Origin of the sequence: Acinetobacter sp. HZNU-JH01 (assembly GCF_037996845.1) — a bacterium.
Lineage (GTDB): Bacteria > Pseudomonadota > Gammaproteobacteria > Pseudomonadales > Moraxellaceae > Acinetobacter > Acinetobacter haemolyticus.
In genome coordinates this window covers 172869-193344 of the sequence record NZ_JBBMZX010000001.1, presented here as the reverse complement: position 1 = coordinate 193344, position 20476 = coordinate 172869, and the positions used below count along the sequence as shown (strand labels likewise).

15 protein-coding genes are annotated in these 20476 nt (G+C 40.0%); 3 read left to right on the top strand and 12 right to left on the bottom strand.

Annotated elements, in window-relative coordinates; genetic code table 11:
• Nucleotide 1: 1 nt before the first annotated feature.
• The 7 genes from AAC851_RS00905 to AAC851_RS00875 form a co-directional block, all read right to left on the bottom strand.
• Complete coding sequence (locus AAC851_RS00905) at nucleotides 2–484, bottom strand: winged helix-turn-helix transcriptional regulator (protein ID WP_005080915.1); 483 nt, start codon at nucleotides 482–484, stop codon at nucleotides 2–4.
• Between the two features lie 158 nt (nucleotides 485–642).
• Entirely contained in the window at nucleotides 643–1878 is a 1236-nt protein-coding gene (locus AAC851_RS00900; protein WP_340600346.1) for a molybdopterin molybdotransferase MoeA, read from the bottom strand.
• On the bottom strand, nucleotides 1878–2801 hold the full coding sequence (gene moaCB / locus AAC851_RS00895) for a bifunctional molybdenum cofactor biosynthesis protein MoaC/MoaB (RefSeq protein WP_004638941.1): 924 nt from the start codon (nucleotides 2799–2801) through the stop codon (nucleotides 1878–1880). The genes AAC851_RS00900 and moaCB overlap by 1 nt, the downstream gene beginning before the upstream one ends.
• Before the next feature lie 17 nt (nucleotides 2802–2818).
• Nucleotides 2819–3331 (bottom strand): molybdenum cofactor biosynthesis protein MoaE, encoded by a 513-nt coding sequence (locus AAC851_RS00890; protein ID WP_100833688.1) that lies wholly within the window; start codon nucleotides 3329–3331, stop codon nucleotides 2819–2821.
• 1 nt (nucleotide 3332) lies between these two features.
• A complete protein-coding gene (locus tag AAC851_RS00885) occupies nucleotides 3333–3584 on the bottom strand; it encodes a MoaD/ThiS family protein (protein WP_100833689.1) in 252 nt (83 codons plus the stop codon).
• 25 nt (nucleotides 3585–3609) lie between these two features.
• Nucleotides 3610–4641 (bottom strand): GTP 3',8-cyclase MoaA, encoded by a 1032-nt coding sequence (gene moaA / locus AAC851_RS00880; RefSeq protein WP_340600344.1) that lies wholly within the window; start codon nucleotides 4639–4641, stop codon nucleotides 3610–3612.
• A gap of 278 nt (nucleotides 4642–4919) precedes the next feature.
• Complete coding sequence (locus tag AAC851_RS00875) at nucleotides 4920–7202, bottom strand: molybdopterin-dependent oxidoreductase (protein ID WP_340600343.1); 2283 nt, start codon at nucleotides 7200–7202, stop codon at nucleotides 4920–4922.
• Between the two features lie 409 nt (nucleotides 7203–7611).
• On the opposite strand from AAC851_RS00875, the gene dsdA reads away from it, so the two are divergent.
• A complete protein-coding gene (gene dsdA, locus AAC851_RS00870; protein WP_340600342.1) occupies nucleotides 7612–8943 on the top strand; it encodes a D-serine ammonia-lyase in 1332 nt (443 codons plus the stop codon).
• A gap of 40 nt (nucleotides 8944–8983) precedes the next feature.
• Here the strand turns inward: dsdA and mobA are convergent, their stop codons facing one another.
• From mobA to AAC851_RS00845, 5 genes are all read right to left on the bottom strand, one after another.
• On the bottom strand, nucleotides 8984–9613 hold the full coding sequence (gene mobA / locus AAC851_RS00865; protein ID WP_340600341.1) for a molybdenum cofactor guanylyltransferase: 630 nt from the start codon (nucleotides 9611–9613) through the stop codon (nucleotides 8984–8986).
• A complete protein-coding gene (locus AAC851_RS00860) occupies nucleotides 9610–12390 on the bottom strand; it encodes a molybdopterin-dependent oxidoreductase (RefSeq protein ID WP_340600340.1) in 2781 nt (926 codons plus the stop codon). The genes mobA and AAC851_RS00860 overlap by 4 nt, the downstream gene beginning before the upstream one ends.
• Before the next feature lie 316 nt (nucleotides 12391–12706).
• Complete coding sequence (nirD, locus tag AAC851_RS00855; protein WP_099948753.1) at nucleotides 12707–14326, bottom strand: nitrite reductase small subunit NirD; 1620 nt, start codon at nucleotides 14324–14326, stop codon at nucleotides 12707–12709.
• 11 nt (nucleotides 14327–14337) lie between these two features.
• The gene (gene nirB / locus AAC851_RS00850) at nucleotides 14338–16884 is read right to left on the bottom strand and encodes a nitrite reductase large subunit NirB (protein ID WP_340600339.1); all 2547 of its coding nucleotides are present in this window, start codon (nucleotides 16882–16884) and stop codon (nucleotides 14338–14340) included.
• Between the two features lie 27 nt (nucleotides 16885–16911).
• Nucleotides 16912–18264: an MFS transporter gene (locus tag AAC851_RS00845; RefSeq protein ID WP_005080938.1), complete on the bottom strand. Its 1353-nt coding sequence runs from the start codon at nucleotides 18262–18264 to the stop codon at nucleotides 16912–16914.
• 528 nt (nucleotides 18265–18792) lie between these two features.
• Here AAC851_RS00845 and AAC851_RS00840 point away from each other — a divergent pair.
• Together AAC851_RS00840 and AAC851_RS00835 are read left to right on the top strand one after the other, a co-directional pair.
• Entirely contained in the window at nucleotides 18793–19383 is a 591-nt protein-coding gene (locus AAC851_RS00840) for an ANTAR domain-containing response regulator (RefSeq protein ID WP_004638917.1), read from the top strand.
• Complete coding sequence (locus AAC851_RS00835; RefSeq protein WP_100833696.1) at nucleotides 19384–20418, top strand: ABC transporter substrate-binding protein; 1035 nt, start codon at nucleotides 19384–19386, stop codon at nucleotides 20416–20418.
• The last annotated feature ends 58 nt before the right edge of the window (nucleotides 20419–20476 follow it).

The following is a 20476-nucleotide window of genomic DNA, read 5'->3' as shown; positions in this document are numbered from 1 at the left end:
ATCATGCACTTTTTTGTTTTTGTTCGATATAAGCAAAATAGCCAGGACCAGCACTTGCACGTACTTCTTTTGCCTTGATCGGTTCATTACATTCTGAACAAACCATTTTAGGGGTCATTTTATTTCCGCAGGTTTTATGTGTAAATTCAATTGGTTTACCTAACCCCATATCCATCCACTTATCTGCCCATTGGGTCATTGAAAGAATAATAGGATATAAATCCAATCCCTTCTCGGTTAATTTATACTCAAAACGCTCCTGTCGTTCTACGTATGGAACTTTGACAAGAATATCATGCTCAACCAAACGCTTTAGCCGTTCGGAAAGAACATGTCTGGTTAAACCCAGACTACGTTGGAAATCATCAAAACGGCGGACGCCCATAAAAGCATTACGCAAAATAAGCATCGTCCAACGATCGCCAAGAATCGAAAGTGTTCTAGCCACAGAACATGGCTGGTCACCAATTTCTTCCCATTTCATTATTATCACCCAATCTTTTTAAACAGATATCGCAGCGATACCTTGAACCGTTATGCTTACAAAATAAGCAAGATATAGAATATACACTAAATCACCTTTTACATCAGTGCAATATCGGAACTTGGTAAAACTCAGGATAATTTTAATTTATTCAAAATTTAATTTTGAATAAATAAACCTGACAACTGCTGACCTGCTTCTAGTTGCATATTGGATGGGACGCGCACCAGACAATTCGCTTGCATCAAGTTACTGAGCATATGAGATTGTTGTTTGGCCAAACTTTGTAGTTTGAGTTGCCCATTTTCAAAATAAGCATGCATTCTCAAGAAACGCTCTCGCGCATCAGGTTTTAGTGCATGGGTTAGCGTTGCACTAAACCACTGTAAGGTTTTTGTTTGACTTTGCAGTGTATCCAATAACACTTTTCCATAAATCTGCATAGCAACATAAACAGCCGCAGGATTTCCCGGCAACCCTAATAAATAACAATGATGAAGACCATCAGCTTGTGTATATTCAGCAAAAAAAAGTGGTTTACCCGGTTTTTGCTTCACTTTCCAAAAAACCTGTTGAAATCCTGTCTCAAAAGCACAAGGACGAACAAAGTCATAATCACCAACAGAAACACCTCCTGTCGTAATGATTACATCATATTTTTGTTTAAGTTGCTCAAAACATGCACTTACTTGCTCTGCAGTATCGGCAATATGTATGATTTCAACATCCTGCCCATAATCTTTGAACCAAGCCTTTAGAAGTGGGCCATTCGCATCAAAAACTTTGCCACTTTGCAAATCCTTAGGCGTTTTAGCAACCTCATCCCCCGTAATCACCACAGCGACTTTTGGCTTGCAGAAGACATCTAAACTTTGTACTCCTGCCATACTCAAAGCAGCGAGTGTACCAATATTGATTTTTTGTCCAACATCTGCCAATTGTTGTCCTTGTTGGACTTCCTCACCCGTAAATCGAATATCAGCATGTGGTTTAATATGCTCACTTAAACGAATTTGATCAGCGCTTTCAAGGATCACGATTTCTTGGCGAGCGACATGGGTCGTTCCCTCAGGTATTTTCCCACCTGTGAAAATCCGAATCGCGTGGTTTTGCTGCAAAGGTAACTCGGAAACAGTACCTGCTTTGATTTCCCCATTCAGCTTGAAGCTAGCATTTTGAAGATCATCAAGCGAGCAGTTGATTGCATAACCATCAACTGCACTTTGAGAAAAGCTCGGTAAGTTAACCTCAGAATACACCGCCTTTGCCAGATAACGATTTAAACTATCTCCTAAAGCCAGCGTCTCTGCTGTTAGAGTTTTAGGTTGGGTTTGAATCAAAGTTAATGCTTCATCAATACTGATTAAACCTTTTTCAGCGCCACATCCAGACATTATTCATAGCCTCCCGGATGAGGCAGATCACGGCATACATCAAAGATATGCACCAAAGCAGGCAGTATTGCAGCCATTGATTCAGTTGCACCACCACGGCTACCCGGCAAAGTCACAACCAATGAACGATCAATAAACCCTGCCACACCACGAGACATCGCTGCATAAGGTGTACGTCTTTGACCAAATGCTCGAGAAGCTTCCATCAATCCATCTAATTTACGTTCTAATAGCGGCTCTAATGTATCAACAGTAATGTCACGCTTCCCGATTCCTGTACCACCAACAGTCATAATGCACGCATAAGATTTGGTTAACTCTAACACTAGATCCTTTAACTGATCAGATTCATCAGGCAAGATCTGATAATGAATTGGATCAAATCCAGCTTCAGTTAGTGTATCAACCACAGATTTTCCAGCGGTATCAGGTTTGCGACCAGCGGCCACAGTATCTGAAAGAACAATCACAGCAGCAGAGACTGGCTGACGTAAGGTACGTTTGAAATGTGATTTTCCGCCTTTTTTCTTGAGTAATTTACATTGGTCTAAACACAGCTCATCTGGTTCACAATGTGGCTTTAACATATCGTAAATCGTTAAGCCTGCCAAACTTGCAGCAGTTAAAGCTTCCATTTCAACACCAGTTGGTCCAATCGTTTCAACCGTCGTTAAAATCACAACATGATCTTCGTGTAAATCATATTCTACATCTGCACGATAGATCGGTAAGGGATGGCAAAGTGGAATCAGCTCATCGGTACGTTTTGCTGCCAAAATACCCGCAATCCGTGCAGTTTTTAAAGCATCACCTTTTTCTGTGTTTCCATCTCGAAGTAACTGAATACAATGTGGTGGTGCATGTAAAATCGCTTGTGCTTCTGCAACACGATAACTTTCAGGTTTCATCCCAACATTTTTCATCTTAACTTCCTAAAACCTTATTCGTGTGTATGCTCATGTGCGCAATGTTGATGGTTATGTTCATGTCTATGTTTTTCTGGGGCAGTGGTATCAGGGCTGTCTTTGCGAATACAACACCCTTCAACATATTGGCTCGTTCCATCCATAAAAAACTCTTCTTTCCAGATCGGCACTTCGTGCTTGACCCGCTCTACCGCTTCTTCACACGCCTGAAATGCTTCACGGCGATGAGCAGCATAAGCAATCGCAATAATTGCAGTATCACTTACATCTAAATAGCCAATACGGTGCATCACGCGCACATAAGAAACCTGATATTTATCTTTGATTTCCTGTTCGATTTCACGAATCATTTTTTCAGCGACGGGCGTATAAGACGTGTATTTAAGTGCTTTTACCGCTTTACCTTCATGGTGGTTACGCACTGTCCCGATGAAAATATCGATGCCACCACATTCTGGAAAATCCTGGATTGGATCAAAACTGTCTAAGCTTAAAACCTGATCTTGGACTCTAGCAAACTCACGCATGTTATCCTCCTGCGACTGGTGATAATAGCACCAGAGTACATGATGAATCTAAGGTCGTTTGACGAGTCACAATATCCTCACCAATCGCACAGGCACATTTTTCCATCGCATTACTTGATTCTGGATAAAGGGTCACAATCTGTTGTAATACATCTTTGACTAATTGGTGATGAGCAAACTCAAAACTAAGTGCTTTTGGCAAAAGTCTTTCTATCGCTCCAAAAGCTTCAATTTTCACTTCAATGGTTTGCATTTCTTCTCCACACCATTTTATTAAATTAACCACCCAACATGTGCATACTGATTTTACGCACTTGTTGATGTTGAATTGCATGATAGCCTTGAGCTTTTTGCCAGATATAAGGTTTAACCTGCATATCTAGTTGATCAAAATCAGATAATTGTTGTGTTTTTTGCGCTCGGAGTATCTTTAATAAGTACGGTTTGATATTCAAACCTTGTTGGGCAAATAGACAATTATAGAGTTCACCTTGTGCAGTTAAACGAATTCGATCGCATTCCCCACAAAAAGAGTGAGTAATCGTAGAAATGATACCAATGCGATAATTTCCATCCAGTTGGTATTGTCTCGCTGGCTCATATTGCTGCGGAATTAGCTGAATTTCATAATGTGCTTTAAGCTGTTCCAAAATTTCTGCTTCGCTCACCACTGCCTGTTGTGACCAGTGCTGATCACCATCCAATGGCATAAACTCAATAAATCGTAGTGGAATGTCTTGCTGTTTAGCCCATTTGACCATCGGTACAATTTGATTATCATTTTGGCCTTTCATTAACACACAGTTTATTTTAAATGGCAATTGGGCTTGCTTTGCCGCTTCTATACCTGCCAAAACAGGTGCTAACTCTTTTTTAGTCAGCGACTTAAATTGGGTTGGATCTAAGCTATCAAGACTGATATTTAAATCATCTAATCCCGCATTTTTCAATTGTTGTGCATATTTGGTGAGATAGTGAGCGTTGGTGGTAATCGAGATACGTTTTAGCCCTTCTGCACGTAAAGCTTGTAAATCAGCAATAAAATGAACCACTCCCTGTCGCATGAGTGGTTCACCGCCCGTGATACGGATGTTTTCAATTCCTTGACTGACCATGTACTGGCAAAATAAAAATAATGCTTCAAAGCTCAATAAATCTTGCTTTTTCATCCATTCAGGATGCTCGGGCATACAATACACACATTTAAAATTGCAACGATCCGTCACCGAAATACGTAACTTACGCTTAATACGAGCATACTGATCTTGCAAGATCGGTAAATTCGTTTCAGGTATTTCATACTTCATCATATGCACTCATATTGTGAATTTTCTCATCATGTTCAGCACAAGTTATGTGCTTATCAATTTTCTTGAACATATGAGAATTTTACCTAAGCAATTATTATTCCAATTCCTAAAACTCATTCAACTATATGCTCTATCTTTGGTTGAATGAACTTATCATTTTAATCCTAGAACAAAATCTGATGATTTATAGGAGATTATCGTTAAACGAGATTGCACTATTTCAAAACACATATCAATTTAAACGCAATAAAATAGTGCACATCAACTCAATCCATCCACTATGCCGCAGGTTTCTCTAGTCGTACAGGCACATATTTATGATATGGGGTTTTCGACAAAGGATCGCAATGCTTTAACGAGGTTAATCGGTTTAATTCAGGTCCAATCGCCTGACCTCCGCTATAACGTAAACCATAACCATGCGGCAGCGAAACGACCCCTTTTCGCATTCCCTCATCAATCTCGACAACCACTGTGATCCGACCATGTTCTGAAATACACTGTAATGTGTGACCTGTATCTACGCCAAAATGAATTGCATCTTCAGGATTCATTCTCAGTCGACCTTCTGCATCAACCTTACGCCATGCTGGATCACGGTAGATTTGGTTTGCATTATAGCTACGGCGTTCACCCGCTAATAAGATAAATGGAAACTGTTCACTTGTGCCTTGAGTTTGTTGATTCAGTTGTGCTAATTCAATCAACATTTCAGGGATTGCTAAATGAATCTTTTTATCTTTATAGGCAACCAAATTCCAGACATCATCATAGTTGTGTTTAGAGAGAATCACGCCAGAACGTTTTTTTAATATCGCTTGGAATAAGTTTACGCCTAATGTTAAACGATTTCCTTTATAACCCGCTTGTTTGACGGCTTTATAATGTTGAGCAGAATACTGCATACACAAAGGCAATAATAAAGCCGTTGATGCAGCATCATTGGGTAATGTCTGCCCAAGTGTTCGATAAACAATAGATGCCGCAAATGGGACTAACTTTTTATTTCTCACAAAACTAGCAGCAAGTGCAGCAAAATAACCTAGATAAGCTGTCTTCGGAGAATCCTTTTGCGCGATCTTATACAGTAAAGGAAACTGTTTGGGAATGACGCCCATTGCTTCAAGTAAGCGAGTATAGATTTCCGCTTCAGGCAGTGTATTGGCTTGAGCTTTAAAAAGCGGATGACGTAAATGGAAACCATTTTGTGGGAATTCTAAATTAAAGCCCGTAAATTCCCACTTTTCAAATTGACTATGCGCTGGCAATACATAATGGGCTAATCGCGCTGTTTCTGTCATCGCAACATCAACCACGACTAGCAACTCCAATGACTGGAATGCTTTTTCATAAGCTGTGGTATCTGGATAGGTGAGCAATGGATTGCAACTATCTACAAAGACTGCACGTACTCGCTTCTCGCCTGCTTTTAGAATTTCGTCAGGTAAAATATTTGGTGGAAAGAAACCTGATATTGGGAACATCTTATGATGAACCGTACGACGATATTTAGGATTACGCTCATCAGTATTGGCCAAGATCGGAATAAACATGGTGTGTAAGTTATTCGTTCCCTGTTTACCAAAATGTCCTGCAAGCAAATAAAGTAGTTTTTCCAAATATCCGTTTAAGGTGGTGTTTAAAGTATGCTGAATACCTAAATCAATCCGAACACAACCACGCTTAGCTTTGGCAAAATCCCGTACAATTTGATAAATCAGCTCTACAGAGACATCTGCCTTCTCAATATATTCTTCAATTGGTATTGTAGAAAATGCCTGTTTAACTCGCTCAAACCCATGCGTATGTTTTTGAATAAATGCTTGATCATACAAATCTTCGCGCAACATGATCGCAATCATTGCAGACATCAAATAGGAATCTGTACCTGGTTTTAATTGCACATGGATATCAGCTTGCTTAGCCGTTTCGGTAACACGCGGATCAAAAACCACCATTGTTCGGTTTGGATCTTTCTTGATATGTTTTAAAGTATCACGAGCATTTGGAATACCATGTGCTTGAAACGGATTGGTTCCAATAAATAAAATATAATCCGCATGTTCCACATCTTCGGTGGTATGACATGCTTGACTGCCAAACAAACGTCCATTTACCCAGAAATCACCAGTTTTCTCTTGAGCAAGTGAGTTATAGGCATAAAAGCTTTTCATTGCATACAATAGTTGGCGACCATAAGCCGCCCCTAGATGATTGCCTTGTCCACCACCACCAACCGATGCAAATGCTGTTCCGCCATGTGCATCACGAATTTTAACCAATTGATTTGCGATTTCTTGGATCGCTTGATCCCAAGGAATTTCTTGAAATGAACCATCAGCTTGTCGTTTCAAGGGATGAGTTAAACGATCTGCATGCTGTTGATAATGCTGTAAACGCGCTGCTTTTTGACAAATGTAACCTTGTGAAAACGGATGCTGTTCATCACCTTTAATTTTCTTAAATTGATTGTTTTCAACTTCAACACTTAAACCACAGTTTCTCGAACATAAAATACAAGCAGTCACATCCTGTCTTGCTATCGTAGTCGATATTGGCATTTTATTCTCCCTATGATTTGCGATCTCATCCGCTAAAGGCCTTTTTGATTTTTTAAAAAGCAAACAAGGTTCAAACTACAAATGATGAAAAAGCACAACAAGCACTTATTTCGATTATTTTTCTGATTTTTTACTTATCCAAACATGATGTTCAATCTTAACAAATCATTTGGACAATGGCTTAAAATCAATCAAGTTCCAAAATAGAACTTATTTAAGTAAAGATCAAGTACAACGATCCGAAATTAAATTAAGATTTGGTTAAACAGAGTTTTTATAAATGAATAAGGTTGTTGATATAAAAATATAATTTTTATTGATCTAATCGCTGTAATACATGAATATCTAAAAAGAATGGAATTTCTTTAACGATTCCTCACCATAATAGAAAGATCTTATGAATAACCTAATGAACTCGAAACAAATTGAAACCCTTGTTGCACAACATCCGATTGTCGATGATCTGATTCAACTTAAAGAAACAATTTGGTTGAATCCCCAAACCACCTCTTTAGCACAAGGTTTGCCCTTTGTAGGACTGACTCAACAAGATATTGATGATGCCCGTGATCGTTTAACTCGCTTCGCTCCTTATCTGATGTCTGTATTTCCTGAGACTAAGATAAGCAAAGGAATTATTGAGTCTGAACTGGTTTCTATTCCAAAGATGCAGCAAACGCTTGAAGCTCATTTCAAACAAGATATCACTGGAAAATTATGGCTAAAAAAAGACAGTCATTTGCCAATCTCAGGATCGATCAAAGCACGTGGCGGTATTTACGAGGCGCTCTATCAGGCTGAAAAACTTGCCATTCAAGCAGGCTTATTAACAGTTGAAGATGATTATTCAAAATTAGATAGTCCAGAATTTAGAGATTTTTTTAGTCAATATAGTATTGCCGTTGGCTCTACAGGAAATTTAGGACTTTCGATTGGTATCATGAGTGCCAAACTTGGCTTCGATGTCACTGTGCATATGTCAGCAGATGCACGTCAGTGGAAAAAAGATAAATTAAGATCACATGGTGTTACCGTTATTGAATACGCACAGGATTATGGTGTTGCAGTTGAAGAAGGTCGTAAAGCAGCATTAAAAAATCCAAATTGCTTTTTTATTGATGACGAAAATTCAAAAACTTTATTTTTAGGATATGCCGTTGCAGGTGAACGCTTAAAAGCACAATTAGAATCTCAAAAAATTACGGTTGATCAAGACCATCCTTTATTTGTTTATTTACCATGTGGGGTTGGTGGTGGTCCTGGTGGCGTTGCATTTGGACTAAAAATGGCTTTGGGTGATCACGTGCATATTATCTTTGCAGAGCCAACTCATTCACCATGCATGTTGCTAGGTGTAGCAACAGGCTTACATGATCAAATCTCAGTACAAGACCTAGGCATTGATAACATTACCGCAGCAGATGGTTTAGCTGTAGGACGTGCATCTGGATTTGTGGGTCGAGCGATGGAAAGACTACTCGATGCTTTCTACACACTGGATGATCAAAGCATGTATAAATTATTAGGGCTACTCAATCAATCAGAAGATTTAAAACTGGAACCATCTGCCTTAGCTGGAATGTTAGGTCCAATCTTAATCAGTCAGCACCAAGAATATGCTGCTATGCATCAACTGACTGCACAACAAATGAATAATACTAATCACATTGTTTGGGCAACTGGTGGTGGTATGGTTCCAGTTGAAGAAATGGAAATTTATTTACAAAAATCCATAATCTAAACCTTCATATCAACTTTTACACAAGAAAGCTTTTGACTGATTAGTTTGAAACAAACATCTGTTTAAAAGCTTTCATCTGCTTGTATTGTTGAAGCTCATCCAATGAATTGATGCTATGACAAAACAGGCTTTGCTTTTGAAAGACAACGTGTTGAGCGTGTAGTTGCCTAAAAGTTTCTCTTAAACTTAATTTATTTGCAGCGAGCTGGTTTTCTAATATCGACAAACTCGCTCTTTTTAACAAGCAAAATGGATACAAGGCATCGCCATTGATATTTACATACGCAACTGATGCTTGCGGATTTTTCTCTAAAGCCCTATGCAGCTTTGCAAGCACTTGATTTGGGATATAAGTCACATCACAAGGAATAAATAATGCATATTCTGCTTGTACACGCGACCATGCACTTTTCATTCCCATCAACGGCCCTAAAAACCCTTGTTGATCATCAGAAAAACATTCAACAGTCGGCTCTATGCTTTTATAGATCGAGCTATCACGATGACTATTGACCCATATCTGCTGAACTTCCGATTTAAAGCGTTGACAAATTTTTGACAATTGAATCTGATCATCAAACTGTTGCAATAGTTTGTTCATCCCATTCATTCGTCGTGCCTGTCCTCCCGCCAAGATCACGAGATCTGTAGCGGGAAAATCTGTATTCATGCTTCCGCCTCCAACTGGCAGGTTTTAATCAAACCTCTGATCTCAGGTAAACAAGAACCACAATTACCACCCGCTTTTAGACAAGCTGTCACTTGTTTTTCATGAGTAATATTCTGCGTTTTAATCGCTTCAATGATCTTATTTTTACCTACTTTAAAGCAGCTACAAACCAATGGTCCATCATTATTTGCGGCTGACATCGGCATACCAGCAAGCAGTGCTTTACGATGTAATGCACTTAAACGCTCACGTTTGAATAAACTCGCAACCCAATCACGGTCAGGCAACATATCCGATGGCGCAATATAAAGACTGGCAATCAAAATCCCATCTTTCAGAATGATGCTATGACTCATTTGCGCTGAAACATCTTCAATACTCAACCATTCATAAGTTTCATCTACAAAAGGCAAGAAACTTTTTAAATTCTTCTGAGTCTGATCAAAATTATGACGATCTGCAATTTCAAAACGAACTGCTTTGGCTATTTTAACTTTTGCCCACCATGCACATGTTTGCAATGAGGTTTTGATTTGTTGTTCAAACCCATCTCGGACATACAAAACACCTTGCCATGTCGTATGGAATGGCTGAATTGCAACAGGTGTATGTTTAAACTCAGGTTCGCCTGATATTGCATCTACAACTGGATTAACTACTTTTCCGACACGAGCATCAGAGGCAACTTGCTCAGTCCAATGAATCGGTGCAAAAATTTGACCACGGCGAACACCTTGAGCCAAAGTGACACGCAGAACACAACTGCCCCATTGCGACTTCACTTCAACCAATGCTTTATCACGAATACCAAATTTTAAAGCATCATTCGGGTGAATTTCACAGAAAGGTTCAGCTCGGTGAGTGGTCAGATTTGCTGATAAACCTGTTCGCGTCATAGTGTGCCATTGATCACGAATACGTCCTGTATTCAACACCAATGGATAATCATCAGAAATTGCATGCACAGGATCAATTGCCACTGTCGGGATCAGTTTTGCTTTTTTGCTTTTATGGCTAAACAAGCCTTGATCAAATAACTGCTCAACCGCAGTACTTTGACCTTTTTCCCAAACGGGCCATTGGATCGGACGTAAATGATCATATTCATCCAAAGACAAATTCATTAGTCCTTTTAGGTTGAAATAACGAAAGTTTTCAACTTGATCACGTTGATCCAAACTTGCATTTTGATGCGCAGATAAGGCGGCGTGCTCATTAAAGATGTCACATGCATGGTTAAAATCAAAACCAGAAAAACCTAATTTTTTCGCAACTTCAGCAACGGCCCACCAGTCTGCTTTTGCTTGCTTTGGAGCAGGTAAAAAAGCTCTTTGACGTGAAATACGGCGCTCTGAGTTGGTCACCGTTCCATCTTTTTCACCCCAACCTAACGCAGGAAGCAACACATCCGCATAAGCTGTGGTATCTGTATCAGCACAAATATCTGAAACCACGACAAACTCACATTTGTTCAATGCGCGTTTTACTTGATCCGCATCAGGTAAACTCACCACAGGATTGGTTGCCATAATCCATATGGCTTTAACTTTCCCAGACTCTACAGCTTGGAATAAGTCAACTGCTTTCAGTCCCGCTTGATTGGCAATCACAGGACTGTTCCAAAAGTTTTGTACAAGTGTTTGGTGTGATGGATTATCGATGTCCATATGTGCTGCCAACATATTGGCTAAACCACCCACTTCACGGCCACCCATGGCATTCGGTTGACCTGTCATTGAGAATGGCGCGGCACCTAACTTACCAATTTTCCCTGTCAAAAGATGGCAATTGATAATGCTATTGGCTTTATTCACCCCTTGAGAAGATTGATTCACCCCCATTGAAAATAAGCTCACAACTTTTTCAGTTGTTGCAAATTTTTCGAAGAAGAATTTTAGCTTTTCTGCTGAAATTCCCGTACGTTTCACGACTGAGTCAAAATCAGCTTCAGTCTGACTAGATTCTAGTAAAGTGTCTAAACCTTCTGTATGTGTATCGACAAAATGTTGATCAATAAAGTTATTCTTATATAAATACTGAAATAAACCATTGAACAAAGCGACATCTTGTCCAGGTAAAATTGGAAGGTGCAAATCTGCTTGTTCACAGGTACTAGTAAAACGGGGATCAACCACAACAACGAATAAATCTGGATTTTTACTTTTAGCCTGCATGATGCGTTGGTAAAGTACAGGATGACACCATGCAGTATTTGAACCCACCAACACCACCATATCGGTAAATTCAAAGTCTTCGTAACTTGCTGGCACGATATCCTCACCAAAAGCACGCTTATGCGCTGCAACTGCTGAAGACATGCACAGACGTGAATTGGTGTCGATATTGGCTGTACCTAGATAGCCTTTCACAAACTTATTGACGACGTAATAATCCTCAGTCAATAGCTGCCCTGATACATAAAATGCCACACTGTCACGACCGTGTTGATCGATACAAGCTTGGAATTGATCTGCGATTTTTTCTATGGCTGCATCCCATGTCGCTACCTTACGATGGTTCTTACGACCAAACATCGGATGCAAAACGCGAGTCTCTAATCCTAGAGTATCCGCCAAATTACTGCCTTTAATACAAAGGCGTCCAAAATTAGATGGATGTTCCAAATCACCAGAAACCTGAACCGTTGTTCCTTGTGCTTTATGATTTACCGTGACATCAACACCACATCCAACCCCACAATAGGGACACGTTGTTTTTGTAATGATTGTTTCTGCTTGATCGGAGCGACTGTGTTCTAAATTTTGAATACTGTTCATGACTGCCCCTTTTACCTAGTTAATCCGCTGAACTCTACACTTAACTAAAAAATCATTCTGAGTTCTTCCCCAGTTTTAGCTTAGATCACCATTCTAATACTGGAATTTTCTCCTCAAACACTACCGTGACAGGCGGCATGGATGCCGCCTTGTTGGGCTGCGGTAGCAAGGACGTACCGTCAGCTCAACAAAGGATTTTTGTTACTTTTCATCCCTGAAAAGTAAGGCAATGCATTTGCAAAAAACATCTGCTCCTACACAACATATGCGGCAATGCCTTTAACGCTTAACCTAATCTTTACGAAAGGATTAGCTTTCATCCTGCTTTCTTCATTGCAAAATCCTTACCAAATAACAATTTATTTCTAAATGTTGAAATTGGTGTTTGATCTGCAATCAATTCCGCATACCACATACCATCTTCAGTATCACCGAACAAAACAGCACCGATGACTTTATCTTTTTGAATAATGATACGCTTGTAAATTTGTCGTTTTTCATCATTCAGGATAATGTCTTCGTAATCTTCTTTCGGTTCAAAATTTCCAGCCGAGAATACATCAACACCACTAACTTTAAGCTGAGTTGGAACGGTTGGTGATTTGAAAGTTAAACTACCGTGTTCTGCCAAGTGTGTTGCACAGATAAATGCTTGTCCCCACAATGGTTCGACGAGACCAAAAGTCTGATTACGATGCTCAATACATTCACCCACTGCATAAATACTTGGGTCAAATGTTTGCATCGTATCATTAACCAAAATACCACGATTGCAACGTAAACCAGCACTTTGAGCCAAAGCAATATTTGGACGAATACCGACTGCAAATACGACAAGGTCGGCATCCAACACTGTTCCATCTTTCAGACGTACTTGGTTAACATGACCATCTTTACCAATCAACGCTTCAGTATTTGCCTCAGTGATAATATTAATCCCTTTTTCTTCAATACTTTGACGCAACATACGACTCGCACGTCCATCAAGCTGACGCTCCATAATGCGATCCATCAAATGAAGAACAGTAACATTCATTCCACGTTGCTTGAGACCGTAAGCTGCTTCTAAGCCAAGCAGACCACCACCAATCACCACAGCATTTTTCTTCGTTTCGCAATATTTAATCATGGTATTGACATCATAAATATCACGGAAGCTGATCACACCTTTCAAATCCACGCCTTGTACAGGTGGGATAAATGGAGATGAACCTGTTGCAATGATCAAACGATCGTAATCGACACTTTCGCCTTTTTGCGTATGCACTACTTTACGAGTACGATCTATTTTTATAGCAGGATCGTCAGCAATAAATTTGATGCCCTTATCGTTGTACCATGCATGTGGATGCAACATAATGTCATCAATAGTTTTCTCACCAGAAAGCACGGGTGAAAGCATGATACGGTTATAGTTACCCCAAGGCTCTTCACCAATCACCGTCACATCATAACGATCAGGTGCCATGTCGAGTAAATCCTCTAGACAGCGCATTCCAGCCAAACCATTACCGATCAAAACGAGCTTCAGTTTTTCTTGAGAAACACCATTATTGGTAATATAAGTTTTTTGCGGAACAGTACCTACCCAAACTCGACCATTTTCGATTTTGGTTGGAAAAACAGAAAGCTTTTGATCTTTATCTTCTAGGCATCGACCTGTTGCTAGACTGAAGTGCTGCTTGTAAATCGGTGAGGCAATAACACGCTCACCTTGCAAATCACCAATAATACCGCGCGCCATTACATTTGCTTGGCTAAACGGATCTTTATTACTTAATGCATAAATACGTTTTTCGTTCCCTACGCGGAATAAAGCAACGGATTGACCCGCAATAAGTGCACCTACACCTGTATTTGGCGTGATGTCATCAAGATGACACACATCAATCCATTGATTTTCTGGAAGCATATTCATGTCTTTTAGATTTGTCATTTTGATTCTCCTTATGCTTCTACCATCGGGATACGATCAACTGAACGCTCAGCTTCATTTAATGGACGGATCTGATCACGCACTTCAGTAAATTGAATATATGGATCAGCTTGCTCTTCAGCGCTTGCATTAATGTAAGTTTGGAAGCGTTTACGAATCTCAGGATTCTCTACCGCAGTACGCCATTCGTCTTGATAAGTTCCAATGACATGTGCCATGCGATTTTCAAGTTCTTCTGCAAGACCAAGCGAATCATCGACAATTACAGCTTTGAGATAATCTAAACCACCTTCCATGTTGTCACGCCATACACTGGTACGTTGTAAACGATCAGCAGTTTGGATATAGAACATAAAGAAGCGGTCGATATAACGAATCAAAGTTTCAGTATCTAGATCAGAAGCTAAAAGCTCTGCATGGCGTGGTTTCATTCCACCATTACCACACACATATAGGTTCCAGCCTTTTTCTGTCGCAATTACACCAACATCTTTACCTTGTGCTTCAGCACACTCACGCGTACAACCCGACACAGCCATTTTTAGTTTGTGCGGTGAGCGTAAGCCTTTGTAGCGATTTTCTAATTCAATCGCTAAACCAACAGAATCATCTACGCCATAACGGCACCACGTGCTACCTACACATGATTTCACTGTACGCAATGATTTACCATAAGCATGACCTGACTCGAAGCCTGCTGCATTCAACTCTTCCCAAATCAATGGTAGCTCGTGCAGTTGAGCACCAAATAAGTCAACACGTTGACCACCTGTAATTTTAGTATACAGGTTATATTTTTTAGCAATTTGACCTACAGCAATCAAACCATCTGGAGTAACTTCACCACCTGCCATACGCGGTACAACTGAGTATGAACCATCCTTTTGGATATTTCCCAAGTAGTAGTCATTACTGTCTTGTAGACCTGCGTGCGTTGGCTCCAATACAAAGTCATTCCAGCACGATGCCAAAATGTTTGCTGTCATTGGTTTACAGATATCACAACCTAAACCATGACCATGTTGTTGAATCAAATCATCAAATGTTTTGATTTCATTGACACGCACCAAGTGATAGATCTCTTGACGTGAGTACGGGAAGTGCTCACAAACATGGTTATTAACCGTTACACCTTGACGTTGTAACTCAGACTTTAAAACTTGAGTAACTAATGGTGCACAACCACCACATGCTGTTGCTGCTTTAGTACATTTCTTTAAAGCACCTAAAGAGGTGGAACCATCACAAATGGCTTGGCAAATATCTGCTTTCGATACGTTGTTACATGAACAAATCGTTGCGCTGTCTGGAAGTAAATCAACACCACTGCCACCCGCCTTCGCACCAGAATCAGCAAATCCTGGCATGATCAGGCTTTCAGGTGTTTCTGGCAATGCCATACCATTCAACATCATTTGCAGAAGATCGTTATATTCTTTTGCATCACCAACCAGTACTGCACCCAGTAATTTGGTTTTATCTGCATCGACAACGATTTTCTTATAAACCAATGCATCTTCATCAGCATAGAAATAGCTAAGCGAATTCGGTGTCATGCCATGAGCATCACCAACCGATGCCACATCTACACCCATCAATTTCAACTTAGTGCTCATATCAGCACCTGCGAAACAATGTGTTTCTTCAGCTAAGATATGTTTGGCTGCGATACGCGCCATGTCATAGCCCGGCGCAACGAGACCATAGATTTTATTGTCCCAAAGCGCACATTCACCAATTGCGTAAATATTTTCATCAGAGGTTTGGCAGTAATCATTGATCTTGATACCACCACGCTCCCCAAGTGCTAAACCGCTTGAACGTGCTAATTCATCACGCGGACGAATCCCAGCAGAGAATAAAATAATGTCTGTTTCAAGTTCGCTACCATCGGCAAACTTCATCACATGTGTAGCGTCATTCCCTGCTTCGATACATTGTGTCGCTTTTTGAGTATGAACTTTTACACCTAAGTTTTCGATTTTACGGCGTAATACTTTACCGCCTAAATCATCAATCTGTACCGCCATTAAACGTGGTGCAAACTCAACCACATGGGTTTCTAGATTTAAATCACGTAAAGCTTTAGCCGCTTCCAACCCAAGCAAACCACCACCAATAACCACACCTGTTTTCGCATTTAGACTTGCAGCTTTAATCGCATCCAAATCTTCAATGGTACGGTAAACAAAGCAATTCTCACGATCGTTACCCGAAATTGGTGGAACAAATGCGTATGAACCAGTTGCCAACACCAATTTATCATAATGAATCACATCACCATGATTGGTTGTGATGGTTTGTTCAGTTGTATCAATGGCAGTCGCTTTGGTATTTAAACGAAGATCAATTCCATGTGCATCGGCGAAATCGAAACGTGCAAGAGACAAGTCTTTTGCCGATTTACCAGAGAAATATTCTGTCAAATGTACACGGTCATATGCAATGCGAGGTTCTTCAGCGAGAATTGTAATTTCCAATTCATCATCTGCTTTCTCTAAGATGGCTTCGATGAATTTATGCCCCACCATACCGTGACCAATCATCACTAATTTCATTGTGTTTCTCCTAAAATCTGATTGCAATTAAGCTGCGCTGTTTTGTTCTGCGTGGCGTTCTATAAGTGCTTGTTCAAATAGACGCTGCTCTTTTTCTTTATGCTCTACTGAGAATCGGATAAACATCACAGAACCCGCAGCAATAACAACCAAGCCACCTAAAACCATTAAACAAGTTTGGATATCCAACATACCTTTCAATAAGAACCCAGCTGCAACTGCACCAACATTGCCACCAGCACCAATAATGCCTGCAACACCACCTAGTGCCTCTCGATCAATAAATGGAACCAATGCATAAGTCGCTCCACACGCCATGTGGGTAAATAAAGCGAAAATCGTCATACTCAAAATTGCTAATGTCACGCTGTTCATTTGAGAAAAAAGAATCAGGAATAAGCCTTCACCTAAAATGAGAAGGAATAAAACCTTTGTACGCCCATCCAATCCTTTTTTAAGCGCCACTCGATCCGATACCATCCCCCCTAAAGCACGGGCAAATAATGCAAGTAGACCAAAGATTCCTGCAGCTAAGCCTGCTTCTTTTAAGCCAAACTCAAAATGCGTGACGTAATACATCGCGATGATGTTATGGATGAAGATTTCAATTCCGAAACAAGCAGCATAAGAGATAAAGAGAATCCACACACGATAGTTACGTGCTGCGTGCATTAAAATTGCTAATCCACCTTTTTTATCGCTACCGACAACCACACCTTGTGCACGAAGCTCTTTAAAGTTGCCTTGTGGTGAGTCTTGTGTATATTTCCAATATAAGATCCCGACGATAACCATCATCAAGCCAGGTACGATTAACGCAACACGCCAGCCCATCGCCTGTTCAACACCAAACATTACCAATGCTGCAAGGACTAAAGGCATCAGTGCTTGCGTTGCACCACCACCCGCATTTCCCCAGCCTGCGGTTGTTGCATTTGCGGTTCCGACAACATTTGGAGCAAACATGATGCTGGTGTGATATTGCGTAATGACAAAGCTTGCACCAATTGCACCAATCAACAGTCGAAAGAATAAAAATGATTCATAACTATTGGCTGCGGCAACTCCAAATACAGGGATACTTCCGATCAACAGTAAAGCGGTATAAGTGATTCGCGGACCATATTTATCACACAATGGACCAACAATAAGTCGCACGACAATCGTGATTGCCACTGCTGCAATATTGATATTGGCAATCTGATCTTTGGTTAAATTGAATTCGCCAGCAATCACTGGCATCAAAGGTGCACATGCGAACCAAGCAAAGAAGCATACGAAGAAAGCAAGCCAACTCATATGGAATGCCCGCATCGCTGGAGCAGAAAAGTTAAATAACTTAATTGATGTGGCTTTTTTAGCCGATAGATCTAAAGACATTGCCATCTCCTATACTGAACGTATACTGCTTTGTCGACACAAATCATTGTGTAAACAAACCGATCAGATCGGACATCGTTGGCCGTCTTACATTTTATTTGAAAAGTCGTCTTTGACTTAGTAAAGATTTAGCAAATGTCATGCCACATTTTATTATTTAAACAAAAATATTTTATTAACTATTGTTTTATAAGTATTTTATCCAAAACAACGAGTTTTCTTAACACGCACTAAATTGTGCTCATCAACACAAATATGCAGATGACCTGTTTTAAAGCACAATTCAGCTTGCTTCAAAACATGACTTTTTTCGCACCAAAAATGCACATCCCAATAAAATAGATGGATAAAACCAAATAATTATTTCGTTAAATATTTAAGCAGCAATACAATACAGCGCATCAATAGATCGCCTTTGGAACTTTTGCACTATATTAAATTTTCTCATGGCATTAATTTTGCTTAAATAATAAAACCCACAGCACTGACTTCATAACGTGCATAAACCGACTGTTTGACTTTATACTTATGCCGAAACTCAAGATCGTACTCATAGACGATGATCAGGCTCGGGCGGAATACATTAAAACCTGTTTGATAGAACATGATTTTGATGTGGTTGCTTGCTTTACCCTTGATCACTTAAATATATTCAAACTTGAACATCTGCAAGCAGATGTAATCTTACTCGATATGGATCATCCACATCGTGATGTAATCGAAAGCTGTGTCAGTAACTTTGATCTACCAACTGTGTTGTTTACCAAAAACACCGATAAAAACACCATAAAACAAGCGATTGATGCTGGTATTACTGCCTATATTGTTGATGGTATAGAACCGTCTCGCCTACATACCATCTTAGATATTTCAATTGAACAATATAAAAAGCATAAAAAACTTGAAGGCGATCTTAGAGATGCAAAAACCAAACTTGCAGATCGCAAAGATATCGAGAAAGCCAAAGTTTTATTGATGCAATTACATGATTTAAGTGAAGACACTGCCTTTCAGCTGCTCAGAAAAAATGCCATGAGCCATCGCATGACCATTGGTGAGATGGCTCGTCGCCTACTCGATGCGCAACAACTTTTAAATAATCAACTAAAGGATGAATAGATGAGCCATTTAGTAGAATTAGAAAAAGTAGACTTGCAGCTTGGCTACATACCATTACTGGACTGCGTTGCCTTATTATGGGCCAAACAACGTGGCTATTTTGAAGATGTCGGATTAAATATCAGTTTGGTTAAAGAAGCTTCTTGGGCAAGTTTGCGTGATCGCCTTGCTTTTGGGCTGCTCGATGCCGCACATTGCCTATCTGCAATGCTTCCAGCTGCCGCAGTTGGTGCAGATCAAATCGGTATACCATTGCAAACCCCGTTAGTTTTGAGCGAAAACCGTGCGTTTATTAGCCTGAGTCAAAAACTTTGCTATGAATTAGATATTCACCAACACGATCCCGTTGAAATTTCCGCACAGAAGCTGGTGCAAAAAATAAAAGCGCACCAAACGCTTTCTTTGGCGCATGTATTTCAACACTCTATTCATCATTATTGTTTAAGAGAGTGGTTAGCACTTGCAGATGAAGATCTCGCACATTCGATGGATGTCAAAACCTTAGCGCCACCTTATATGGTCGAAGCACTCAACACCCACCTGATTGATGGTTTTTGTGTGGGTGAACCTTGGAATACTCAAGCTGAAGTCTTTGGCTTGAGCCATATTGTTTGTTCGAGTCAGGAAATTATCCCAAATGTAGCTGATAAAGTACTAGCAGTAACCCAAGAATGGGCTCAACAACATCCAAACACTTTGATTGCACTCACTAGTGCAGTGTTGAGAGCACAAAAAGAATTGAAGGAAATAAAAGACTTCTCTCCTGTTTGGCGATTGCTAGTCGAGTTTGACATCATTCAGTTCAATTGCTCACCTGAGGTTCATGTTGAAAAATATTTTAAAATCCAAAATATCATTCGAAACTTTATACAGATCGATGCAAAACCGAAAACTAAAGATTTTGAATGGCTATTTCAACAGATGCAAAAATGGCAAACACCACAACCTACTCAAAGACCCGAACTGGATCTAGCACAAGACTGTCTTTTGCTAGAGACTTATCAAAATGCAATCAGCTTCAACAGCAACATTTAGCCCCAAAAAAAAGCTGTCTTTATAGTAAAGACAGCTTTGAAAGACCCAAAAAAGGCTA